Origin of the sequence: Cohnella mopanensis, from assembly GCF_022352055.1 — a bacterium.
In the GTDB taxonomy this organism is placed as follows: Bacteria; Bacillota; Bacilli; order Paenibacillales; family Paenibacillaceae; genus Cohnella; species Cohnella mopanensis.
The window spans coordinates 488,731-503,626 of sequence record NZ_JAKRWM010000002.1; the positions used below are offsets into that span (position 1 = coordinate 488,731).

At 48.9% G+C, this 14,896-nt stretch carries 16 protein-coding genes, 2 tRNA genes and 1 pseudogene; 11 read left to right on the forward strand and 8 right to left on the reverse strand.

The genetic code is table 11. The annotated features are described in order from the left end of the window. Positions 1–11: 11 nt before the first annotated feature. The gene (asnB, locus tag L3D05_RS06345; RefSeq protein ID WP_239615168.1) at positions 12–1,868 is read right to left on the reverse strand and encodes an asparagine synthase (glutamine-hydrolyzing); all 1,857 of its coding nucleotides are present in this window, start codon (positions 1,866–1,868) and stop codon (positions 12–14) included. 133 nt (positions 1,869–2,001) lie between these two features. Between asnB and L3D05_RS06350 the strand changes: the two genes are divergently transcribed. The 3 genes from L3D05_RS06350 to L3D05_RS26410 are packed head-to-tail and all read left to right on the forward strand — an operon-like array spanning position 2,002 to position 2,864. Continuing rightward, positions 2,002–2,328, forward strand: coding sequence for a hypothetical protein (locus tag L3D05_RS06350; protein ID WP_239615169.1), 327 nt, complete (start codon positions 2,002–2,004; stop codon positions 2,326–2,328). A gap of 28 nt (positions 2,329–2,356) precedes the next feature. Next, complete coding sequence (locus L3D05_RS06355; RefSeq protein ID WP_239615170.1) at positions 2,357–2,701, forward strand: hypothetical protein; 345 nt, start codon at positions 2,357–2,359, stop codon at positions 2,699–2,701. A 31-nt stretch (positions 2,702–2,732) separates the two neighbouring features. Beyond that, complete coding sequence (locus L3D05_RS26410) at positions 2,733–2,864, forward strand: hypothetical protein (RefSeq protein ID WP_255807363.1); 132 nt, start codon at positions 2,733–2,735, stop codon at positions 2,862–2,864. 64 nt (positions 2,865–2,928) lie between these two features. On the opposite strand, the gene L3D05_RS06360 is transcribed toward L3D05_RS26410, so the two are convergent. The 3 genes from L3D05_RS06360 to L3D05_RS06370 all read right to left on the reverse strand — a co-directional run bounded on the left by L3D05_RS06360 (position 2,929) and on the right by L3D05_RS06370 (position 4,641). Beyond that, entirely contained in the window at positions 2,929–3,603 is a 675-nt protein-coding gene (locus L3D05_RS06360; protein ID WP_239615171.1) for a hypothetical protein, read from the reverse strand. Continuing rightward, the gene (locus L3D05_RS06365) at positions 3,578–4,150 is read right to left on the reverse strand and encodes an RNA polymerase sigma factor (protein ID WP_239615172.1); all 573 of its coding nucleotides are present in this window, start codon (positions 4,148–4,150) and stop codon (positions 3,578–3,580) included. The genes L3D05_RS06360 and L3D05_RS06365 overlap by 26 nt, the downstream gene beginning before the upstream one ends. Before the next feature lie 62 nt (positions 4,151–4,212). Next, on the reverse strand, positions 4,213–4,641 hold the full coding sequence (locus L3D05_RS06370) for an EamA family transporter (RefSeq protein ID WP_239615173.1): 429 nt from the start codon (positions 4,639–4,641) through the stop codon (positions 4,213–4,215). A 156-nt stretch (positions 4,642–4,797) separates the two neighbouring features. On the opposite strand from L3D05_RS06370, the pseudogene L3D05_RS06375 reads away from it, so the two are divergent. After that, positions 4,798–5,525: pseudogene (locus L3D05_RS06375) on the forward strand (Gfo/Idh/MocA family protein). 380 nt (positions 5,526–5,905) lie between these two features. Here L3D05_RS06375 and L3D05_RS06380 read toward each other — a convergent pair. Continuing rightward, positions 5,906–6,472: a GNAT family N-acetyltransferase gene (locus tag L3D05_RS06380; RefSeq protein ID WP_239615174.1), complete on the reverse strand. Its 567-nt coding sequence runs from the start codon at positions 6,470–6,472 to the stop codon at positions 5,906–5,908. A gap of 188 nt (positions 6,473–6,660) precedes the next feature. Between L3D05_RS06380 and L3D05_RS06385 the strand changes: the two genes are divergently transcribed. Continuing rightward, the gene (locus L3D05_RS06385; RefSeq protein WP_239615175.1) at positions 6,661–7,131 is read left to right on the forward strand and encodes a hypothetical protein; all 471 of its coding nucleotides are present in this window, start codon (positions 6,661–6,663) and stop codon (positions 7,129–7,131) included. 76 nt (positions 7,132–7,207) lie between these two features. On the opposite strand, the gene L3D05_RS06390 is transcribed toward L3D05_RS06385, so the two are convergent. From L3D05_RS06390 to L3D05_RS06400, 3 genes are all read right to left on the reverse strand, one after another. After that, positions 7,208–7,284: transfer RNA gene (locus tag L3D05_RS06390), tRNA-Arg, on the reverse strand. Between the two features lie 157 nt (positions 7,285–7,441). Beyond that, entirely contained in the window at positions 7,442–8,176 is a 735-nt protein-coding gene (locus L3D05_RS06395) for a DUF4352 domain-containing protein (protein ID WP_239615176.1), read from the reverse strand. A gap of 260 nt (positions 8,177–8,436) precedes the next feature. Further along, a tRNA-Gly gene (locus L3D05_RS06400) sits at positions 8,437–8,510 on the reverse strand. Between the two features lie 245 nt (positions 8,511–8,755). Between L3D05_RS06400 and L3D05_RS06405 the strand changes: the two genes are divergently transcribed. The 6 genes from L3D05_RS06405 (at position 8,756) to L3D05_RS06430 (ending at position 14,885) form a co-directional block, all read left to right on the forward strand. After that, positions 8,756–9,676 (forward strand): acetate and sugar kinases/Hsc70/actin family protein, encoded by a 921-nt coding sequence (locus L3D05_RS06405; protein ID WP_239615177.1) that lies wholly within the window; start codon positions 8,756–8,758, stop codon positions 9,674–9,676. A 106-nt stretch (positions 9,677–9,782) separates the two neighbouring features. Further along, positions 9,783–11,072 (forward strand): trigger factor, encoded by a 1,290-nt coding sequence (tig, locus tag L3D05_RS06410; protein WP_239615178.1) that lies wholly within the window; start codon positions 9,783–9,785, stop codon positions 11,070–11,072. A gap of 193 nt (positions 11,073–11,265) precedes the next feature. Then, positions 11,266–11,868, forward strand: coding sequence for an ATP-dependent Clp endopeptidase proteolytic subunit ClpP (gene clpP, locus L3D05_RS06415; RefSeq protein ID WP_239615179.1), 603 nt, complete (start codon positions 11,266–11,268; stop codon positions 11,866–11,868). Between the two features lie 55 nt (positions 11,869–11,923). Continuing rightward, positions 11,924–13,180, forward strand: a complete 1,257-nt coding sequence (gene clpX / locus L3D05_RS06420; RefSeq protein ID WP_239615180.1) for an ATP-dependent protease ATP-binding subunit ClpX — start codon at positions 11,924–11,926, stop codon at positions 13,178–13,180. Between the two features lie 120 nt (positions 13,181–13,300). Next, positions 13,301–14,401, forward strand: a complete 1,101-nt coding sequence (ispG, locus tag L3D05_RS06425; RefSeq protein WP_239615181.1) for a flavodoxin-dependent (E)-4-hydroxy-3-methylbut-2-enyl-diphosphate synthase — start codon at positions 13,301–13,303, stop codon at positions 14,399–14,401. A gap of 1 nt (position 14,402) precedes the next feature. Next, complete coding sequence (locus tag L3D05_RS06430; RefSeq protein WP_239615352.1) at positions 14,403–14,885, forward strand: PCYCGC motif-containing (lipo)protein; 483 nt, start codon at positions 14,403–14,405, stop codon at positions 14,883–14,885. Positions 14,886–14,896: the final 11 nt, after the last annotated feature.

Here is a 14,896-nt window from a genome sequence, read left to right on the forward strand (position 1 = left end):
GTCTTTCCGCATTACAGAACCAACTTAACCTTATAACGCTTGAGCCAGAAATCCATTTGGAGCAAATAAGCGAACAACTGAGGACCGGACATGAGCTGACCGAACCAAGGAAGATGGGAGGAGGCATCTGAAGCGGCGGCGAGTTCCCTGATCTTGCTTTCATGGATAAGCGGTTTGAGCGGGCATGCCGGATCGTCCAACCTTTCGAGAAGTTGGGAGCGAACGGCGGCCAAATAATTCGGATTGTGCGTTTTCGGATAAGGGCTCTTTTTGCGATACAATACGTCGTCCGGGAGAACGCCCTCTAGGGCTTTTCTTAGAATGCCTTTTTCCCGTGTGCCGGCAGTCTTGATTTCCCATGGAATGTTCCACACGTACTCTACGAGCCGGTGGTCGCAGAACGGAACGCGCACCTCCAATCCAACAGCCATGCTCATCCGGTCTTTGCGATCGAGCAACGTGGGCATGAACCGCGTGATATTCAGATAGGACATGCGGCGCATGCGTTTGCGAGTTTCGTCTTCTCCGTCCAAATGGGGAACTTCGGCAATGGCTTGCGAGTAGCGGTCACCCAAATATTGTTGCGGACGAATTTTCTCCCTAAGCTCCGGCGATAGCAAACTTGCACGAAGGCCGGTCGCAAGCGACCAGGGGAAAGTTTCCGCTTTAAGGGCATCCTCGCGATGGAACCAAGGATAACCGCCGAAGATTTCGTCCGCGGCTTCCCCCGAAATAGCGACGGTCGCTTCCTTCTTGATTTCCCGGCAGAACAAATACAAGGAAGCATCGATATCCGCCATGCCTGGCGTATCCTTGGCGAGCACGGCCGCTTCTAATGCTTGAACGAGCTCGGGCGTATCGAACTGCTTCGGATGATGTATGGTCGATAAATATTCGTTCATTCTCTTAATCCATGGCGCATCGGAATTAGGCTGGAAATCATGGGCTTGGAAATGCTTGTCGTTATCCGCGTAATCGACGGAGAAAGTGTGCACGTTTCCTTGATTCGTCCTTCTATAGTAATCGACTGCAAGCGCGGTTAAAGCACTCGAATCCAGACCTCCGGACAATAACGTGCAAATGGGGACGTCCGACACCAGTTGACGTTCTACTGTATCGGCGAGCAGGTTGCGAACCGTCTCTGCGGTTTGCTCGACATTCTCCTCGTGCTCGGTGCTTTGCAACTGCCAATAAGCGAAAGTTCGTAGTCCGTTACGATCGTATTGGAGGCAATGTCCGGGCTTAAGCTCCAAGAAATCCCGCCATACCCCATGTCCTGGAGTACGGGCAGGGCCGATAACGAATAGCTCCGCAAGCCCTTCCGCGTCTATCTCTGCGGGCACGTCAGGATGGGCCAATATCGCTTTGGGCTCGGAACCGAACATAAAGCGTCCTTCTTCCCTCCGATAGAATAGGGGTTTAACCCCAAGCCGATCTCTTGCCATGAACAACTTTTGTTCGTCTGTCTGCCATACCGCAAAGGCGAATATGCCATTCAGCTTCTCCACGCATTCCGGCCCCCACTCCACGTAAGAGAGCAGCAATACTTCCGTGTCGCAGGTTGTCCGGAAACGGTAACCTAACCCTTCCAATTGCTTGCGAAGCTCGGGAGCGTTGTATAATTCACCGTTATACACAAGCACGCAGTCATGATTATCCAAGCCCTTGGCGGGGCGAACCATAGGCTGGGCGCCATTCGCGGGATCCATGACCGATAACCGGCGGTGTCCGAAGGCGCAATGCTGGGACAGCCAGGTTCCGGTTGCGTCCGGCCCTCGCAGTTCCAGCGTCTCGGTCATTTTCTCAATCGTGTCCGCTTGAGTCGTTAAATCCATGTTCCAGTCAATCCATCCGGTAATTCCGCACATGTGCCTTCAACCCTCCTCTGCCTTAAACCGATCATAAGATGAATATGCGAAAAAAGGCATAAAATGTATGTCCAACGGGAGAAAATACGGAAGGAGAATTAGCCCATTACCGGGGAAGGAGAATGATCAGCGAATGAGAGAGATTAACGTTGCCGGCTCGGATAGAAAAACCTATTACGTGTCGGTAGGTGCGGGTCAAGTGCTGGAGGATAAGGAGGCGGCTGCCTTCGAGTTTGCCATCCATGCTAACGAAGCGGAACTGGACAAGCTTCAGGAGCTGTTCGAGGAAATTCAGGACGCGGACGAAGACGAGGCTCTTTCGTTCAAAGGCTCCCCGACGATAAGTGATTCGCCGGAAAACGACACTTACGATGCTTTGCTGCAAGAAGTATACCGGATGCTGCATGAATTGGGTACTTCCGAGACAAGGCAGCATATTGAAACGATGAACATTTTATGAGAGATTGCAGGGGGGGAGTAATCATCCGATGGTGAAGGTTAGGGAAGCCCAGTTTCGGCGGGTATTGGATCGCGGCGGCGAGCGATTCGCCGAAGTGGAAGTATTCACCGATCATCAGCGCGATTCGCAGATGCTTGCGTATTTTCGAGCGGGTCGCAATGACTCGTATCCGCTTGTGAGGTTGATCACCAACGACGCGGATTATGGGGTCGATTGGTTCGACAACAGTTTTCATTCCGCGTTCACGGACGTGATGAAACCACTGCTATCGTCGCCCGATCATCTCGGAGAGATCGACAGGGATGAATTCGCCGTGCAAATATTGGGGTATAGCGGAGTATCGGAAGCGTTGGAGAGAAATCTGAAGATTTAACACGGCAAGATCAGGGGAGGTGAGGAACAAAATGGCAGAAAAATTCAAGAAAAACATAGGCAATCAAATCGCCAAGAAGGGCGAGGAGTTCGTAGAGGAAAAGCTTAAGATCAACACCTTTCATCCCGCTCAGAACAGCCCGGCCAAGCCTCATAACCGGTAGCATTTAAATGAACAGAGACGCGCAGCCTAGGCGATATTATGCCTTAGGCTGCGCGTTGTCGCGTTTATAAGGCGGGACTAAAACTTTTAACGATTTTTTCGGAAATGTTTTTGTCTACCGACAAGGATGGGAAATAGAAATCGTAAGTAATCGAAGCTTGCATAATGTAATAGTGATCCTCTAGCCTCGTTCCTCCATTGGCCTCGGTGATCTCGAATCGAAAATAGTAATAGGCCGGCAATTGCGCGTTATTTCCTATTATGGACTTAGAGACGATGGTGGCATTGTCGGGGTAAATTCTGTCCATCAAGCTCGAATAAACAAATCCGTATTGTTGGATCGCCATATTTCCTGTTTTCTGACCATGATGGGTAAACACTAAGCTACCGTCTTTGCCGGGGAAGGACTCCCACTCGTTCGGCAATAAGAATGAGTAATCTTCTCCTTGATAAGTTTGCCATGATTCGCTGAGTTGCGAAGGGGAACCCGCAGGATGGGGCACTATTAATTGAAGGAGCGGGTATAGCAACAGGATGCTGGCGGCTAATACGAGAATCAGGCTGGCGATCGTCATCTTCCGCTTGATCCAAGACTCTTGCTTGCGATAATCATTGCGACGGGCTGTTGCCAGGATCATCGCATCGATACCCCCTTCTTTAAAGGTGCGAAAAGGCGGCCGCGAGAGTTCTCCGTACCAATCCGGACGTTCCCGCTCAATCGCTGCTCCAAGCTTCGTCATGAGTGCGTTCCCCCTTTAACAGTATGTTCATTTTCCCGCGTGCACGGTTCAATCTCGATTTGACGCCGCCAACCGAGATGTTTAACAATTGGGAAATTTCTTGTTGCTTGAGCTCGTATACTGCGTCCAGAACGAGGATCTCGCGATATTTCTCCGGCAGCTTCATCAACGTTTCCCAGATCGTGCCTTCGATCAGGTTCCTAAGCATCGTATCTTCTGCGGATGGAGAGGAGGGCACGCGATAATGGCCGCCGTTAAACAAACGGGATGAGGGAATCACACGTCTCCAATACGCGGATTTGCGCACGTTAAACGCGGTATTGCGCGCTATGGAGAACAACCACGTTCGAAAAGCGGATTGACCACGAAACGAATCGATCGAACGATAACACTTAAGAAACGCATCCTGAACGATATCGTCGGTGTCATGGCGATTTCGAGTTAGGGCAAAGACGTAATTCCATACCTCTTGCCCGTAAGTTTCCATGATCGACCGGAAACTATCTTCATCCAAAGCGGATCTATATTTTAACTGCTCGAAGTCCAATGCGACCACCTCAACAAGTTAGACAACATAGCTTATCGATTGGTTTCATAACTTTAGGCCGATTATTTCAAAGCGACCAAAATCGCTCCACCTCCGATCATCGCGACGCCAAGCGCATTTATCAACGATATTTTTTCCCCGAGGAAGAAGAATGCCAGCAGGACGGCAAGCACGACGCTCAACTTATCGATCGGACCGACTTGGGACACTTTGCCTCCCTTGAGGGCCAGAAAATAAAAGAGCCACGATAGGGCACCTGCCACACCGCTTAACACGATGAAGGACATCGCTTTTTTCTGCATGAAAATTTCGCCTAATTGCATGAACTTCCCTTGTACCACGACGACGCCAAGCAAGAATAAAGCCATGATGACCGCCCTTATGGCGGTCGCGGAATTGGCGTCGATGTCTTTAAGGCCGATTTTACCGAAGATCGCGACTAGTGCGGCCATTGCGGCCGACAATAGCGCATAGACAAGCCAAGCTCCCATTTCAATACCTCCGTCGATACAATGAATTAACAAGTATTATACGACATTGTGATCCATCTAAGACAACCGTATGAGATAATAGGGGAAAACGAGCAAGGGGGGCGATCATAGGTGACAGCTTCAAAGATCAAGTGGGGAATTGCGGGACCTGGGGGCATATCCAAGCAGTTTGCCAAGGACTTGGCTTATGCGGAAGGGGCGCAATTGGTTGCGGTTGCCGGGCGGAGCTTGGAGAAAGCCGAGAGTTTCGCCAGTGAATTTCAAATTGCGCGCGCTTACGGCAGCATGGAACAATTAGCCGAGGACCCAGAGGTGGATATCGTGTACGTAGGCACGCTTCATCCGGCTCACCGTAGCAATGTACTCACGTTCTTGCGAGCGGGAAAAGCCGTCCTTTGCGAGAAGCCGTTCACCATGAATGCATCGGAAGCCGAGGAAATAATCCGATATGCCAATTCGCGTCGATGGTATACGGCCATCAGCCGAAGAAAGTGATGAGCAGCGCTAGAATCGGAGCTACCGGCGTTGATGAGCAATTTTCGATCCTCATGGAGTACGAGGAAGGCCAAACCGCGGTATTGAACGGAGCGGTTCAACTTGATATGGTCAATGAGGCGTACATCTTCGGGACGAAGGGGCATATTCATATTCCGATGTTCTTGGCTGCGCGTTCGGCGAGCTTGCACGTCAAAGGGAAAGAAACGGTAAGCTTCGAGGACGGCCGGCAAGCATCCGGATATGCTTTCGAAGCGGAAGAAGCGATGGCATGCCTGCGGGAGGGGCGGACGGAAAGTTCGGTTATGCCGCTCGGTGAAACGCTCGACATCATGTCTACGTTAGATAGGATAAGGCAGCAGTGGAATTTGCGTTATCCGTTTGAATAAACGCTATCTCTCGACTATCGCTCCAACAATAAAAGCCCTGCATGACGATAAGGACCACTTCGGTCCATTCGCCATGCAGGGCTTTTTTATGAAAATAGGGCTTCCTTGCACTTAAGAACATGACAACGGGTTTAGGCGTCGCACCCAAACGGACCTAGGAGCCCTTATTTGTAAGTTGTGGGGTCGAAAATGCTTTGTAACGGACACAGATGACCTTATTTGCTCGTAATGGCCCTAAAAGGCAAGGAAATGTGTGAAATAAGGTCTGTAGTGTCCGTAAGTATCCAGCAACAGAGGTCTATACAGCAAATAAGGTCTCTGGTGTCCGTTATTATTTCATGACGCCTGTGATGTGACCCCGCGAGTGTCATGAATGTTTTTTATATCGCGAGTTTTTTCACCATGTGCCAGTAAGGCTTATCGTGTATCATAATTTGTTTGTCGGCGGAATAGCCGAGCTTACGATATAAAGAATGGGCGACATCGTTCGATTGGTCCACGTTCAAGGCGATTTTATCGTATCCCAATTCGACGGCTCTCCGTTCGGCTGCGGCAATCAATTGTTTGGCGAAGCCTTGGCCTTGGAAAGCAGGGTGAACCGCAATGGCATCGATATAATACTCGTCTTCATCGGCTTCCTGGTCAATGGTGAGATTAGAATTGCCGCCTAACTGGAATAAATGCTCGATTATAGGCTCATATAGCCGATCGGCATCGCGACCATGATAACAGAGAATCATCCCCGCAGGTTGGCCGTCGCATTCTTTCACTTGTATGCATGCTAGGCTGAATCGATTGCCCTCCGTAATGATGAACTTCTCCAATTGCCTAAGAACGTTCTCTTCATTTGATTCTCCGGTTAATTGGTAAGCTATGTCTTGTATGGCTAGCAAGATGAGTTTCGCAAGCGGGGCAGCATCTCGCATCGAAGCAGTTTGGATTGTCATGTGATCACCTTTTTGTTGAAGGAATAATGTTACGGATAACGCGGGTAAAGTGTTGCCTCAAGAGCTCGTAATTATACAGATTTGTTGTCATTGGAAAAGTTAGGGGATAGCGTCAGAAAATGTCGACAGATTCCTATTTGCTATGATAATCTATTAAATGGTAGAAATTAGGACATGGGGGATAAAAAGTGAAACAGCTAAAGGTACTTTCAATTATGGCATGCTTGATTATTGTGCTCGCGGGATGCGCCTCGAGTAACAAGAACGTAGAAGGAAGTCCGGCTAAGCAATCCGAAAGCAAGCAACCGGAAGCCAAAGGCAATGATTATCCTGTCGGCATGGAATTCGGCGATTGGTCCGACACCAACGATCAGGGCATAACCAACGTTAGGAATGCTTTCAGCTCCGATGAAGCAATCTCCTTAGGGATGGATCTGCCAGAGAAATTCGGAGTAAAGTCGATCACGATCAATATTTACAAATCGGATAACGGACAGCTGCTGGATAGCTGGGACGACGACGTTGACCCTGACTGGGAATCTTTTGTGTACGAATTCTACGATCCGGAATCGGATGAATTACTGGAAACGGGAAAGTATGAAGTCGCGGTATTCCGAGATACGACAAGAATCGCCGAAGGAACATTTAATATTAAATAAATATAAGAACAGGGATACAAAAAAACCCGTCTTGCAGCATCGTGGATGCTAGCAGACGGGTTTGCTTTAGTTAGGATGGCGTCCCAGGAGGGATTCGAACCCCCGACCGACGCCTTAGAAGGGCGTTGCTCTATCCAGCTGAGCTACTGAGACACGCAAAAAGTATCTTACCATAACCTTTTTCGTTCCGCAAGGATTAAATTTCCTTAGATCGCTTTTTTTCATTTGGATACTAAAACCGCCTGCCAAAGGCTCGGGCGGTTTTAGTAGAAAACATGAAGGGTATTACTCGTTTGAAAAATCTTTACGATTAATTCGTTTTAAGCCACAAACCGCCTGTGCCGTCGGTTTTTCTGCCGAATAGGATTAACGGGTTGGCATCATCTTTTTTTACTTTGAAGGCTACCCATCCTGTCGTACTTTGTCCCTCGTAGAGGATTCCGAATAACTCTGGCTTAGGTGTAACGATCGAAGTAGAGTCATAATCTTTACCAGTTGTGGATACGAGCTTGAATTGTCCGGTCGAAATGCGAGTCGAACCGTCAGCTGTAGCAACAGTTGATGTTGTAACTTTTATTTTAGCCAGTAAATACTCGTAATCTTTATCAAGAGCTGCGCTGTTGGGATTGACATCTTTAAGGAGTTGCCATGCTTTGTCGCCTCGCACCGTCTCTTCGACTTTGTATACGGCTACGAATTTGTCGAAGTAACCTTCCAAGTTGAAGGATACGGCTTTTCCGACCGGAGTCGGGTTGTTCGGAGCTAAGCCGACCTTATCCGGTTCGACAGGAGGTAATGGGGATTCATCCACTTTATCCGTAATCGCGATCGTGCCTTTTTTGGCATCGCGTTTGACCGTGATGTTCTCTAAGCTGGAGAGAGCGGCCAACGGAACGTAAATCGATCCATCAATGATTTTAACCTCTCCCTTTGCCTGCTTGCCGTTAATGCTTAAGGAATACTTGGCGGCGGCATAAGCACCTAATGCTAAAGATGCAAAGACGACTACGAGAATCATTAATGATAATGCCAATTTCTTTTTCATATTGAATTCCACCTGATGGTCCCGATCGGTTCGGGGATTTGCTCGAATTGTGTAAGTGTCGGAAATTATTGTACATGAAGCGCAATGTTTTGACTATATCGATTCATTACTAACGAACCGACGGTGCTTGTTCCGGCAATTGAAACAAAAAGAAAGCTGTCGAGATATTCTCGACAGCGTGGAGATCTTAATATATAAGACATCTTAAGAGTACTCATAATGGAGCTGGTGAAATCCCTTCCGAAGATGAATATTCATAATGGAGCGGGTGAAGGGAATCGAACCCTCGCCTCAAGCTTGGGAAGCTGGCGTTCTGCCACTGAACTACACCCGCATTTTGGAAGATGCAAAAAGTATCATAGCACGAACATTTCGCTAAAATCAATGGTTCATAGGGTTGATATCTTATTCTAACATCGAATAATCGTGCAATGATATGGACGGCGCTTCTGCTTTTTCTTTTCCTCGGCTGTTCATGATATAATGCGAAAGAACTGAACTTGCTGCTTTGCGCTGGCCGGAGTGTCTTACGAACGTAAAGACCAGTATTAAGCCAGTAAATTTGGAGGGGGTTTCCCCATGACGGACGGTATTAAAGATAACTTGGTATTATTTCCTAAAACCTTGGATTATTATCAAATACAATTGACCAAAATGCTGGAGACGGAACGATACGGAGACGCTAAAGCGTTACTGGACTTCCTCCTTCAATGCCATGGCGAAGCAGAGCGTCATCATACGGAATGGCAAGCATTGCTAGGATGGCTTGTCGCGGCGTTTCCCGAAGCGGCAAACCCTTCGGAATACGGTGTGTTCGGGATGGAAGACGAGGAACAGGACGAAGAGGATTTGATTAAACGCAGAGTCGTGGAGAGATTCGAATCCGATTCCGAGTATATTCCGCAATTGTTAGCTTCACTTTATAACGGAGATGATCCGGAACAGCAATTATTGATTTTAGGTCAGCTCATGCACATTAGCCATCCCGATATTGAACTTTCTATTAAGCAATGGCTGGCTCGCATGGAGTATATTCCCCCGGTGCAGTTCAGAGCTCTTCAAGCTTTGAAGAAACAAGGGGCGGCGGGTCCCATAGCTTTATGGCGGGACGGCGAGAGCATTACCGTGGATGCGAGGGACACTCCTTTGTCGTTTGAGGAATTTCCGCAAGGCATTCATCACGTGTTGGACAGAGTTCGCCAGACCGCGGAAGTATCCGATCCAACGCTTTCTTATTTCGCTGAAGAAATGTGGAAGGAATGCGTGGAGATTGCGTATGGAACTTCGATTTACAAGGGTATGATGGAGGATGATGACGGTTCATCCGATCTATGGGGTGCGGCTCTTCATCAATTGTTAATGGAAAAACTTCATGGAAAACATAGCGATGAATGGATTAGAGAACAGTACGGGATAACGGGCGAATTGCGCTTTCGTTACGAACAAGCGCTGCGTTGGCTTCGCCAATATTCGGTTGAACCACGACCGACTCATACATGACTTGTCAGTTACGCCTTGAACGGAGCACGATGTTGTTTTATAATAGAGTGGTTTATGTGAATGGCCGCATTGAAGCGGCAAGATGTTACGGAGGGGAAAGCATAAAATGACAGCAAAATGGGAAAAGATAGAGAAGAACGTCGGGGTTCTTGAAGTTGAAGTGGATGCAGAGCAAGTTACGGTTGCTTTGGACAAGGCATTCCGTAAAGTCGTACAAAAAGTAAACGTACCGGGTTTCCGTAAAGGTAAAGTGCCACGCGGCATTTTCGAAGCTCGTTTCGGTATCGAAAGCCTCTATCAAGATGCGATCGACATTTTGCTTCCTGAAGCTTACACGAAAGCAATCGACGAAGCCGGCATCGAGCCGATCGATCGTCCTGACGTAGACGTTGAGCAATTCGGTAAAGGCAAGTCGTTCAAATTCAAAGCTAAAGTTACGGTAAAACCGGAAGTGAAGCTTGGAGATTACAAAGGCTTAGTCGTTCCAGTTGAGAATACGGAAGTTACCGAAGAAGAAATCGCTGCTGAGCTTGAGCGTTTGCAAAATCGTCATGCGGAGCTGGTTGTCGTTGACGAAGGCCCTGCCCAAGACGGTGACCACACTTCCATCGATTTTGAAGGCTTCTTGGATGGAGTTCCGTTCGATGGCGGCAAAGGCGACAATTATTCGCTTGAGCTTGGATCCGGCTCTTTCATTCCAGGCTTTGAAGAACAAGTCGTAGGCCTTAACATTGCCGAGGAGAAAGACATCAACGTCACTTTCCCGGAAAATTACCAAGAACCTACGCTCGCTGGCAAAGCGGTCGTATTCAAAGTGAAATTGAACGAAATCAAACGCAAAAACTTGCCAGTACTTGATGACGAGTTCGCTAAAGACGTTAGTGAGTTTGATACTTTGGAAGAGTACAAAAAAGACTTGATCAGCAAGCTTCAGGACCGCAAAGTTAAAGATGCCGAGATCGCTCGCGAAGCGGCAATCGTAGAAAAAGCTGCTGAAGTATCCGAGCTTGATGTACCGCAAGTTATGGTTGATACCGAAATCGGCCTTATGCTGAAGGAGTTCGAAAACCGTCTTGGCCAGCAAGGCATGAACATTGACCTGTACTATCAGTTCAGCGGTCAAGACGAAGCTGCTCTGAAAGCGCAAATGCAAGGCGATGCTGAGAAACGCACTCGCAACAACCTCGTGCTTGAGGAAATTGCAAAAGCGGAAAAACTCGAAATTACTGACGAGGACATCAACGAAGAGCTCGAGAACTTGTCCAAGCTCTACGGTCGTTCTGCGGACGAGCTTCGCAGCATTTTCGCATCGAATGGCTATCTGGAGAACATGGCTGGAGATCTTAAAGTTCGCAAAGCCGTGAAATTCCTGATCGACAACAGCAAATCCGCGTAAATCGCACAACGAGATCGAACATAGGAAAGGCACGTGAAATCCACGTGCCTTATTTTTCACCCTGAATACATAATTTCAAGACCTCCCGGGGTTCGGCGTTCGCCCGAAAAGAACTCGTCAACATGACATTCGGATTTGAACGTGTTAAACTATTACCGAGATTTGAAGTCCAATGAGAAAAGGGGTTGGTAACATGTTGGTACCAATGGTCGTCGAGCAAACGAATCGCGGAGAGCGGTCGTACGACATCTATTCTAGGCTCTTGAAGGACCGGATTATATTTCTCGGAAGCGCGATTGACGACGATGTCGCCAATCTCATTATCGCCCAACTGCTTTTCTTGGCAGCGGAAGATCCAGAGAAAGATATCCACCTGTACATTAACTCCCCTGGCGGCTCGGTAACGGCCGGAATGGGAATCTTCGATACGATGCAATTCATTAAGCCTGACGTATCCACGATTTGCGTCGGAATGGCCGCAAGCATGGGTTCCTTGCTATTAACAGCAGGCGCTCCCGGTAAACGGTTCGCGTTGCCGAACAGCGAAATTATGATTCATCAGCCGCTAGGCGGCGTGAGAGGGCAAGCGTCGGATATTAAAATCCACGCGGATTGGATCGTTAAGACCAAGCAAAAGCTCAACCAAATTTACGTGGATCGCACGGGCCAACCTTATGAGAAAATCGAACGGGATACCGATCGGGATAATTTCATGAGCGCGGAAGACGCGGTGCAATACGGATTGGTTGACAGGGTCATTAACTCTCCGGTTGCTATCGATGGCCAGAAAGCATAAGATGATAACTCCGTCCCTTGGGACGATAGATGCGGTTTACTAAGGAGGGTTTACCTTGTTTAAATTCAGCGACGAAAAAGGTCAGTTAAAGTGCTCGTTCTGCGGCAAATCGCAGGATCAGGTCCGAAAGCTGGTTGCCGGCCCCGGCGTATATATATGCGATGAGTGTATCGAGCTTTGCACGGAAATCGTGGAAGAGGAGCTCGGTCACGAAGAAGATCTCGATCTGAAAGATATTCCGAAACCGAAGGATATTCGCAATATCCTGGATCAATACGTTATCGGTCAGGAGCAAGCGAAGAAGTCGTTATCGGTTGCCGTGTACAACCATTACAAGCGGATTAATTCCCAAGCGAAGATCGAGGATGTCGAGCTTCAGAAGAGTAACATCATGCTTGTAGGTCCAACGGGCTCCGGTAAAACGTTGCTCGCTCAGACAATGGCTAAAATATTGAACGTTCCGTTCGCGATCGCGGACGCAACGTCATTAACCGAAGCTGGTTACGTTGGTGAGGACGTAGAGAACATACTGCTTAAGTTAATCCAAGCAGCGGACTACGACGTGGAGAAAGCTGAACGCGGTATCATCTATATCGATGAAATCGATAAGGTGGCCCGTAAATCGGAGAATCCATCCATTACCCGTGACGTATCCGGAGAAGGCGTACAGCAAGCGTTGCTGAAAATTCTCGAAGGAACGGTCGCTTCCGTACCTCCGCAAGGCGGACGCAAGCACCCTCATCAAGAATTCATCCAGATCGATACGACGAACATTCTGTTCATCTGCGGCGGCGCGTTCGACGGTCTGGAGCAGCTCATTAAACGGCGCATCGGCAAGAAAGTCATCGGATTCAGCTCTGTCCTCGAAGGACAGAAGGATCTGAAACCGGGTGAATACTTGTCGTTGGCTCAACCGGAAGATTTGCTCAAATTCGGGCTTATCCCTGAGTTTGTAGGCCGTCTGCCTGTTATTTCAACGTTGGAGCCACTCGACGAGCCAGCTCTTGTCCGGATCTTATCCGAGCCGAAGAACGCTCTTGTGAAGCAGTATCAGAAACTGCTCGAGATGGACAACGTGAAGCTGGAGTTCGATCAAGGCGCGCTTGAAGAAATCGCCCGCGAGGCGATCAAGCGGAATACGGGAGCTCGGGGTTTAAGGGCGATCATCGAAGGCATCATGCTCGACGTGATGTACGAAGTGCCATCGCGCGACGATGTCGTCACCTGTTTGGTAACCGAGAAGGTTATCAAGGAGAAGTTGTCGCCGGAGCTCACGACCAAAAAAGGCAAGAAAAAAGAAGAGAGCGCGTAACGGGAGCAGGACGAAAGCCGCCAACAAGGCCTTTCGGCCGACGCGGAGTTCGCCTAGATTGCCGGTTCCACCCTGCTAAATCGCGGGGTGGACTTTGGCGTATACAGGGGAGAAAAAATTATGTTCAGACGTACGGATACCGTTGCCGTGAAAGTCGGAAATTTAACGATCGGCGGCAACAACCAAGTAATCCTTCAGAGTATGTGCACGACGAAAACAGCGGATGTCGAAGCAACGGTAGCCGAGATCAAACGGCTTGAAGAAGCGGGCTGCCAGCTCGTTCGCGTGACCGTAAACAATAAAGAAGCGGCGGAAGCAATCAAAGCGATCAAGCAACAGATCAGCATTCCGCTTGTCGCGGATATTCATTTCGATTATCGGTTAGCTTTGCTCGCTATCGAGAACGGAATTGACAAAGTACGGATCAATCCAGGCAATATTGGCCGTCGTGAGAAGGTCGAAGCCGTCGTTAAAGCTTGCAAGGAACGAGGCATTCCGATTCGGATCGGCGTTAATGCAGGATCGCTGGAAAATCATCTACTTGAGAAATACGGTTATCCGACCGCAGATGCTATGGTCGAAAGCGCATTGTTCCACATCGGCATTCTCGAGGAACTCGATTTTCATGATATTATCGTCTCTCTTAAAGCATCTGACGTTCCAATGGCCATCGAGGCTTACATGAAGGCGGCGGAAGTGATCCGCTATCCGCTCCACTTGGGCATTACGGAAGCGGGTACTTTGTTCTCCGGGACGATCAAAAGCTCCGCAGGTCTTGGAGTTCTGCTGAATAATGGAATCGGAAACACGATGCGGATTTCATTAAGCGCGGATCCCGTCGAGGAAATCAAAGCCGCAAGGGAACTTCTCAAAGTATTCGGTCTGATTACGGATGCTCCGACGTTGATCTCTTGTCCGACCTGCGGGCGTCTCGATATCGATTTGTTCGCGGTAGCCAACGAGGTAGAAGAATATTTGTCCAAGCTTAAAGTTCCGATCAAAGTTTCCGTGCTCGGCTGCGCGGTCAACGGCCCGGGCGAAGCCCGTGAAGCCGATATCGGCATCGCGGGAGCGCGGGGCGAGGGTATGCTGTTCCGTTATGGCGAGATGATTCGTAAAGTGCCTGAAGCGGATCTCGTAGACGAGCTGAAAAAAGAAATCGACTCGATCGTGGCTTCCTATAACGAGACGGGTGTTATTCCGGGGCGCAAACATGGATAAAATGAAGAAGCTAACGATGTCGATTATCGGACTAAGCTTGCTGGCGGTCACCGCCTGCGGGAAGGACCAATCATCTACGTCGGAACATTCCCATCATGCTTCGAATGGCGATTTGCGGGTGATCACTGCTTCCGCGGAGAAGCTGCCTTCATTTCTGGATACGCAACAAGCTGCAGTGCAGGTGGCTTATCAGGTTGCCGCCACGCTAAGTGATACCTTGCAATGGATACCTTGTTATTGCGGTTGCGGCGATAGCGCGGGGCATAAGAGCAATTTGAATTGTTTTATTAACGAGATAAGGGAAGACGGTTCCGTGGAGTGGGACGATCATGGGACGAGATGCGGCGTTTGCGTGCAAATTGCCATGGTGTCCGCCCAAATGAAACAAGATGGCAAGACGAATCTTGAAATACGCAATTATATCGATAGTAAGTACGGTTCGGGATATGCGAATCCGACGGACACTCCGATGCCGATAAGCTGATTAGAACGGAA

Coding starts and splice junctions, on each gene's coding strand:
- L3D05_RS06430 (WP_239615352.1), top strand. CDS start 14,403: ATGAAGAAGCTAACGATGTCGATTATCGGACTAAGCTTGCTGGCGGTC.
- L3D05_RS06370 (WP_239615173.1), bottom strand. CDS start 4,641: ATGGGAGCTTGGCTTGTCTATGCGCTATTGTCGGCCGCAATGGCCGCA.
- tig (WP_239615178.1), top strand. CDS start 9,783: ATGACAGCAAAATGGGAAAAGATAGAGAAGAACGTCGGGGTTCTTGAA.
- L3D05_RS06405 (WP_239615177.1), top strand. CDS start 8,756: ATGACGGACGGTATTAAAGATAACTTGGTATTATTTCCTAAAACCTTG.
- L3D05_RS06360 (WP_239615171.1), bottom strand. CDS start 3,603: ATGACGAAGCTTGGAGCAGCGATTGAGCGGGAACGTCCGGATTGGTAC.
- L3D05_RS06380 (WP_239615174.1), bottom strand. CDS start 6,472: ATGACAATCCAAACTGCTTCGATGCGAGATGCTGCCCCGCTTGCGAAA.
- clpP (WP_239615179.1), top strand. CDS start 11,266: ATGTTGGTACCAATGGTCGTCGAGCAAACGAATCGCGGAGAGCGGTCG.
- L3D05_RS06350 (WP_239615169.1), top strand. CDS start 2,002: ATGAGAGAGATTAACGTTGCCGGCTCGGATAGAAAAACCTATTACGTG.
- ispG (WP_239615181.1), top strand. CDS start 13,301: ATGTTCAGACGTACGGATACCGTTGCCGTGAAAGTCGGAAATTTAACG.
- asnB (WP_239615168.1), bottom strand. CDS start 1,868: ATGTGCGGAATTACCGGATGGATTGACTGGAACATGGATTTAACGACT.
- L3D05_RS26410 (WP_255807363.1), top strand. CDS start 2,733: ATGGCAGAAAAATTCAAGAAAAACATAGGCAATCAAATCGCCAAGAAG.
- L3D05_RS06355 (WP_239615170.1), top strand. CDS start 2,357: ATGGTGAAGGTTAGGGAAGCCCAGTTTCGGCGGGTATTGGATCGCGGC.
- L3D05_RS06395 (WP_239615176.1), bottom strand. CDS start 8,176: ATGAAAAAGAAATTGGCATTATCATTAATGATTCTCGTAGTCGTCTTT.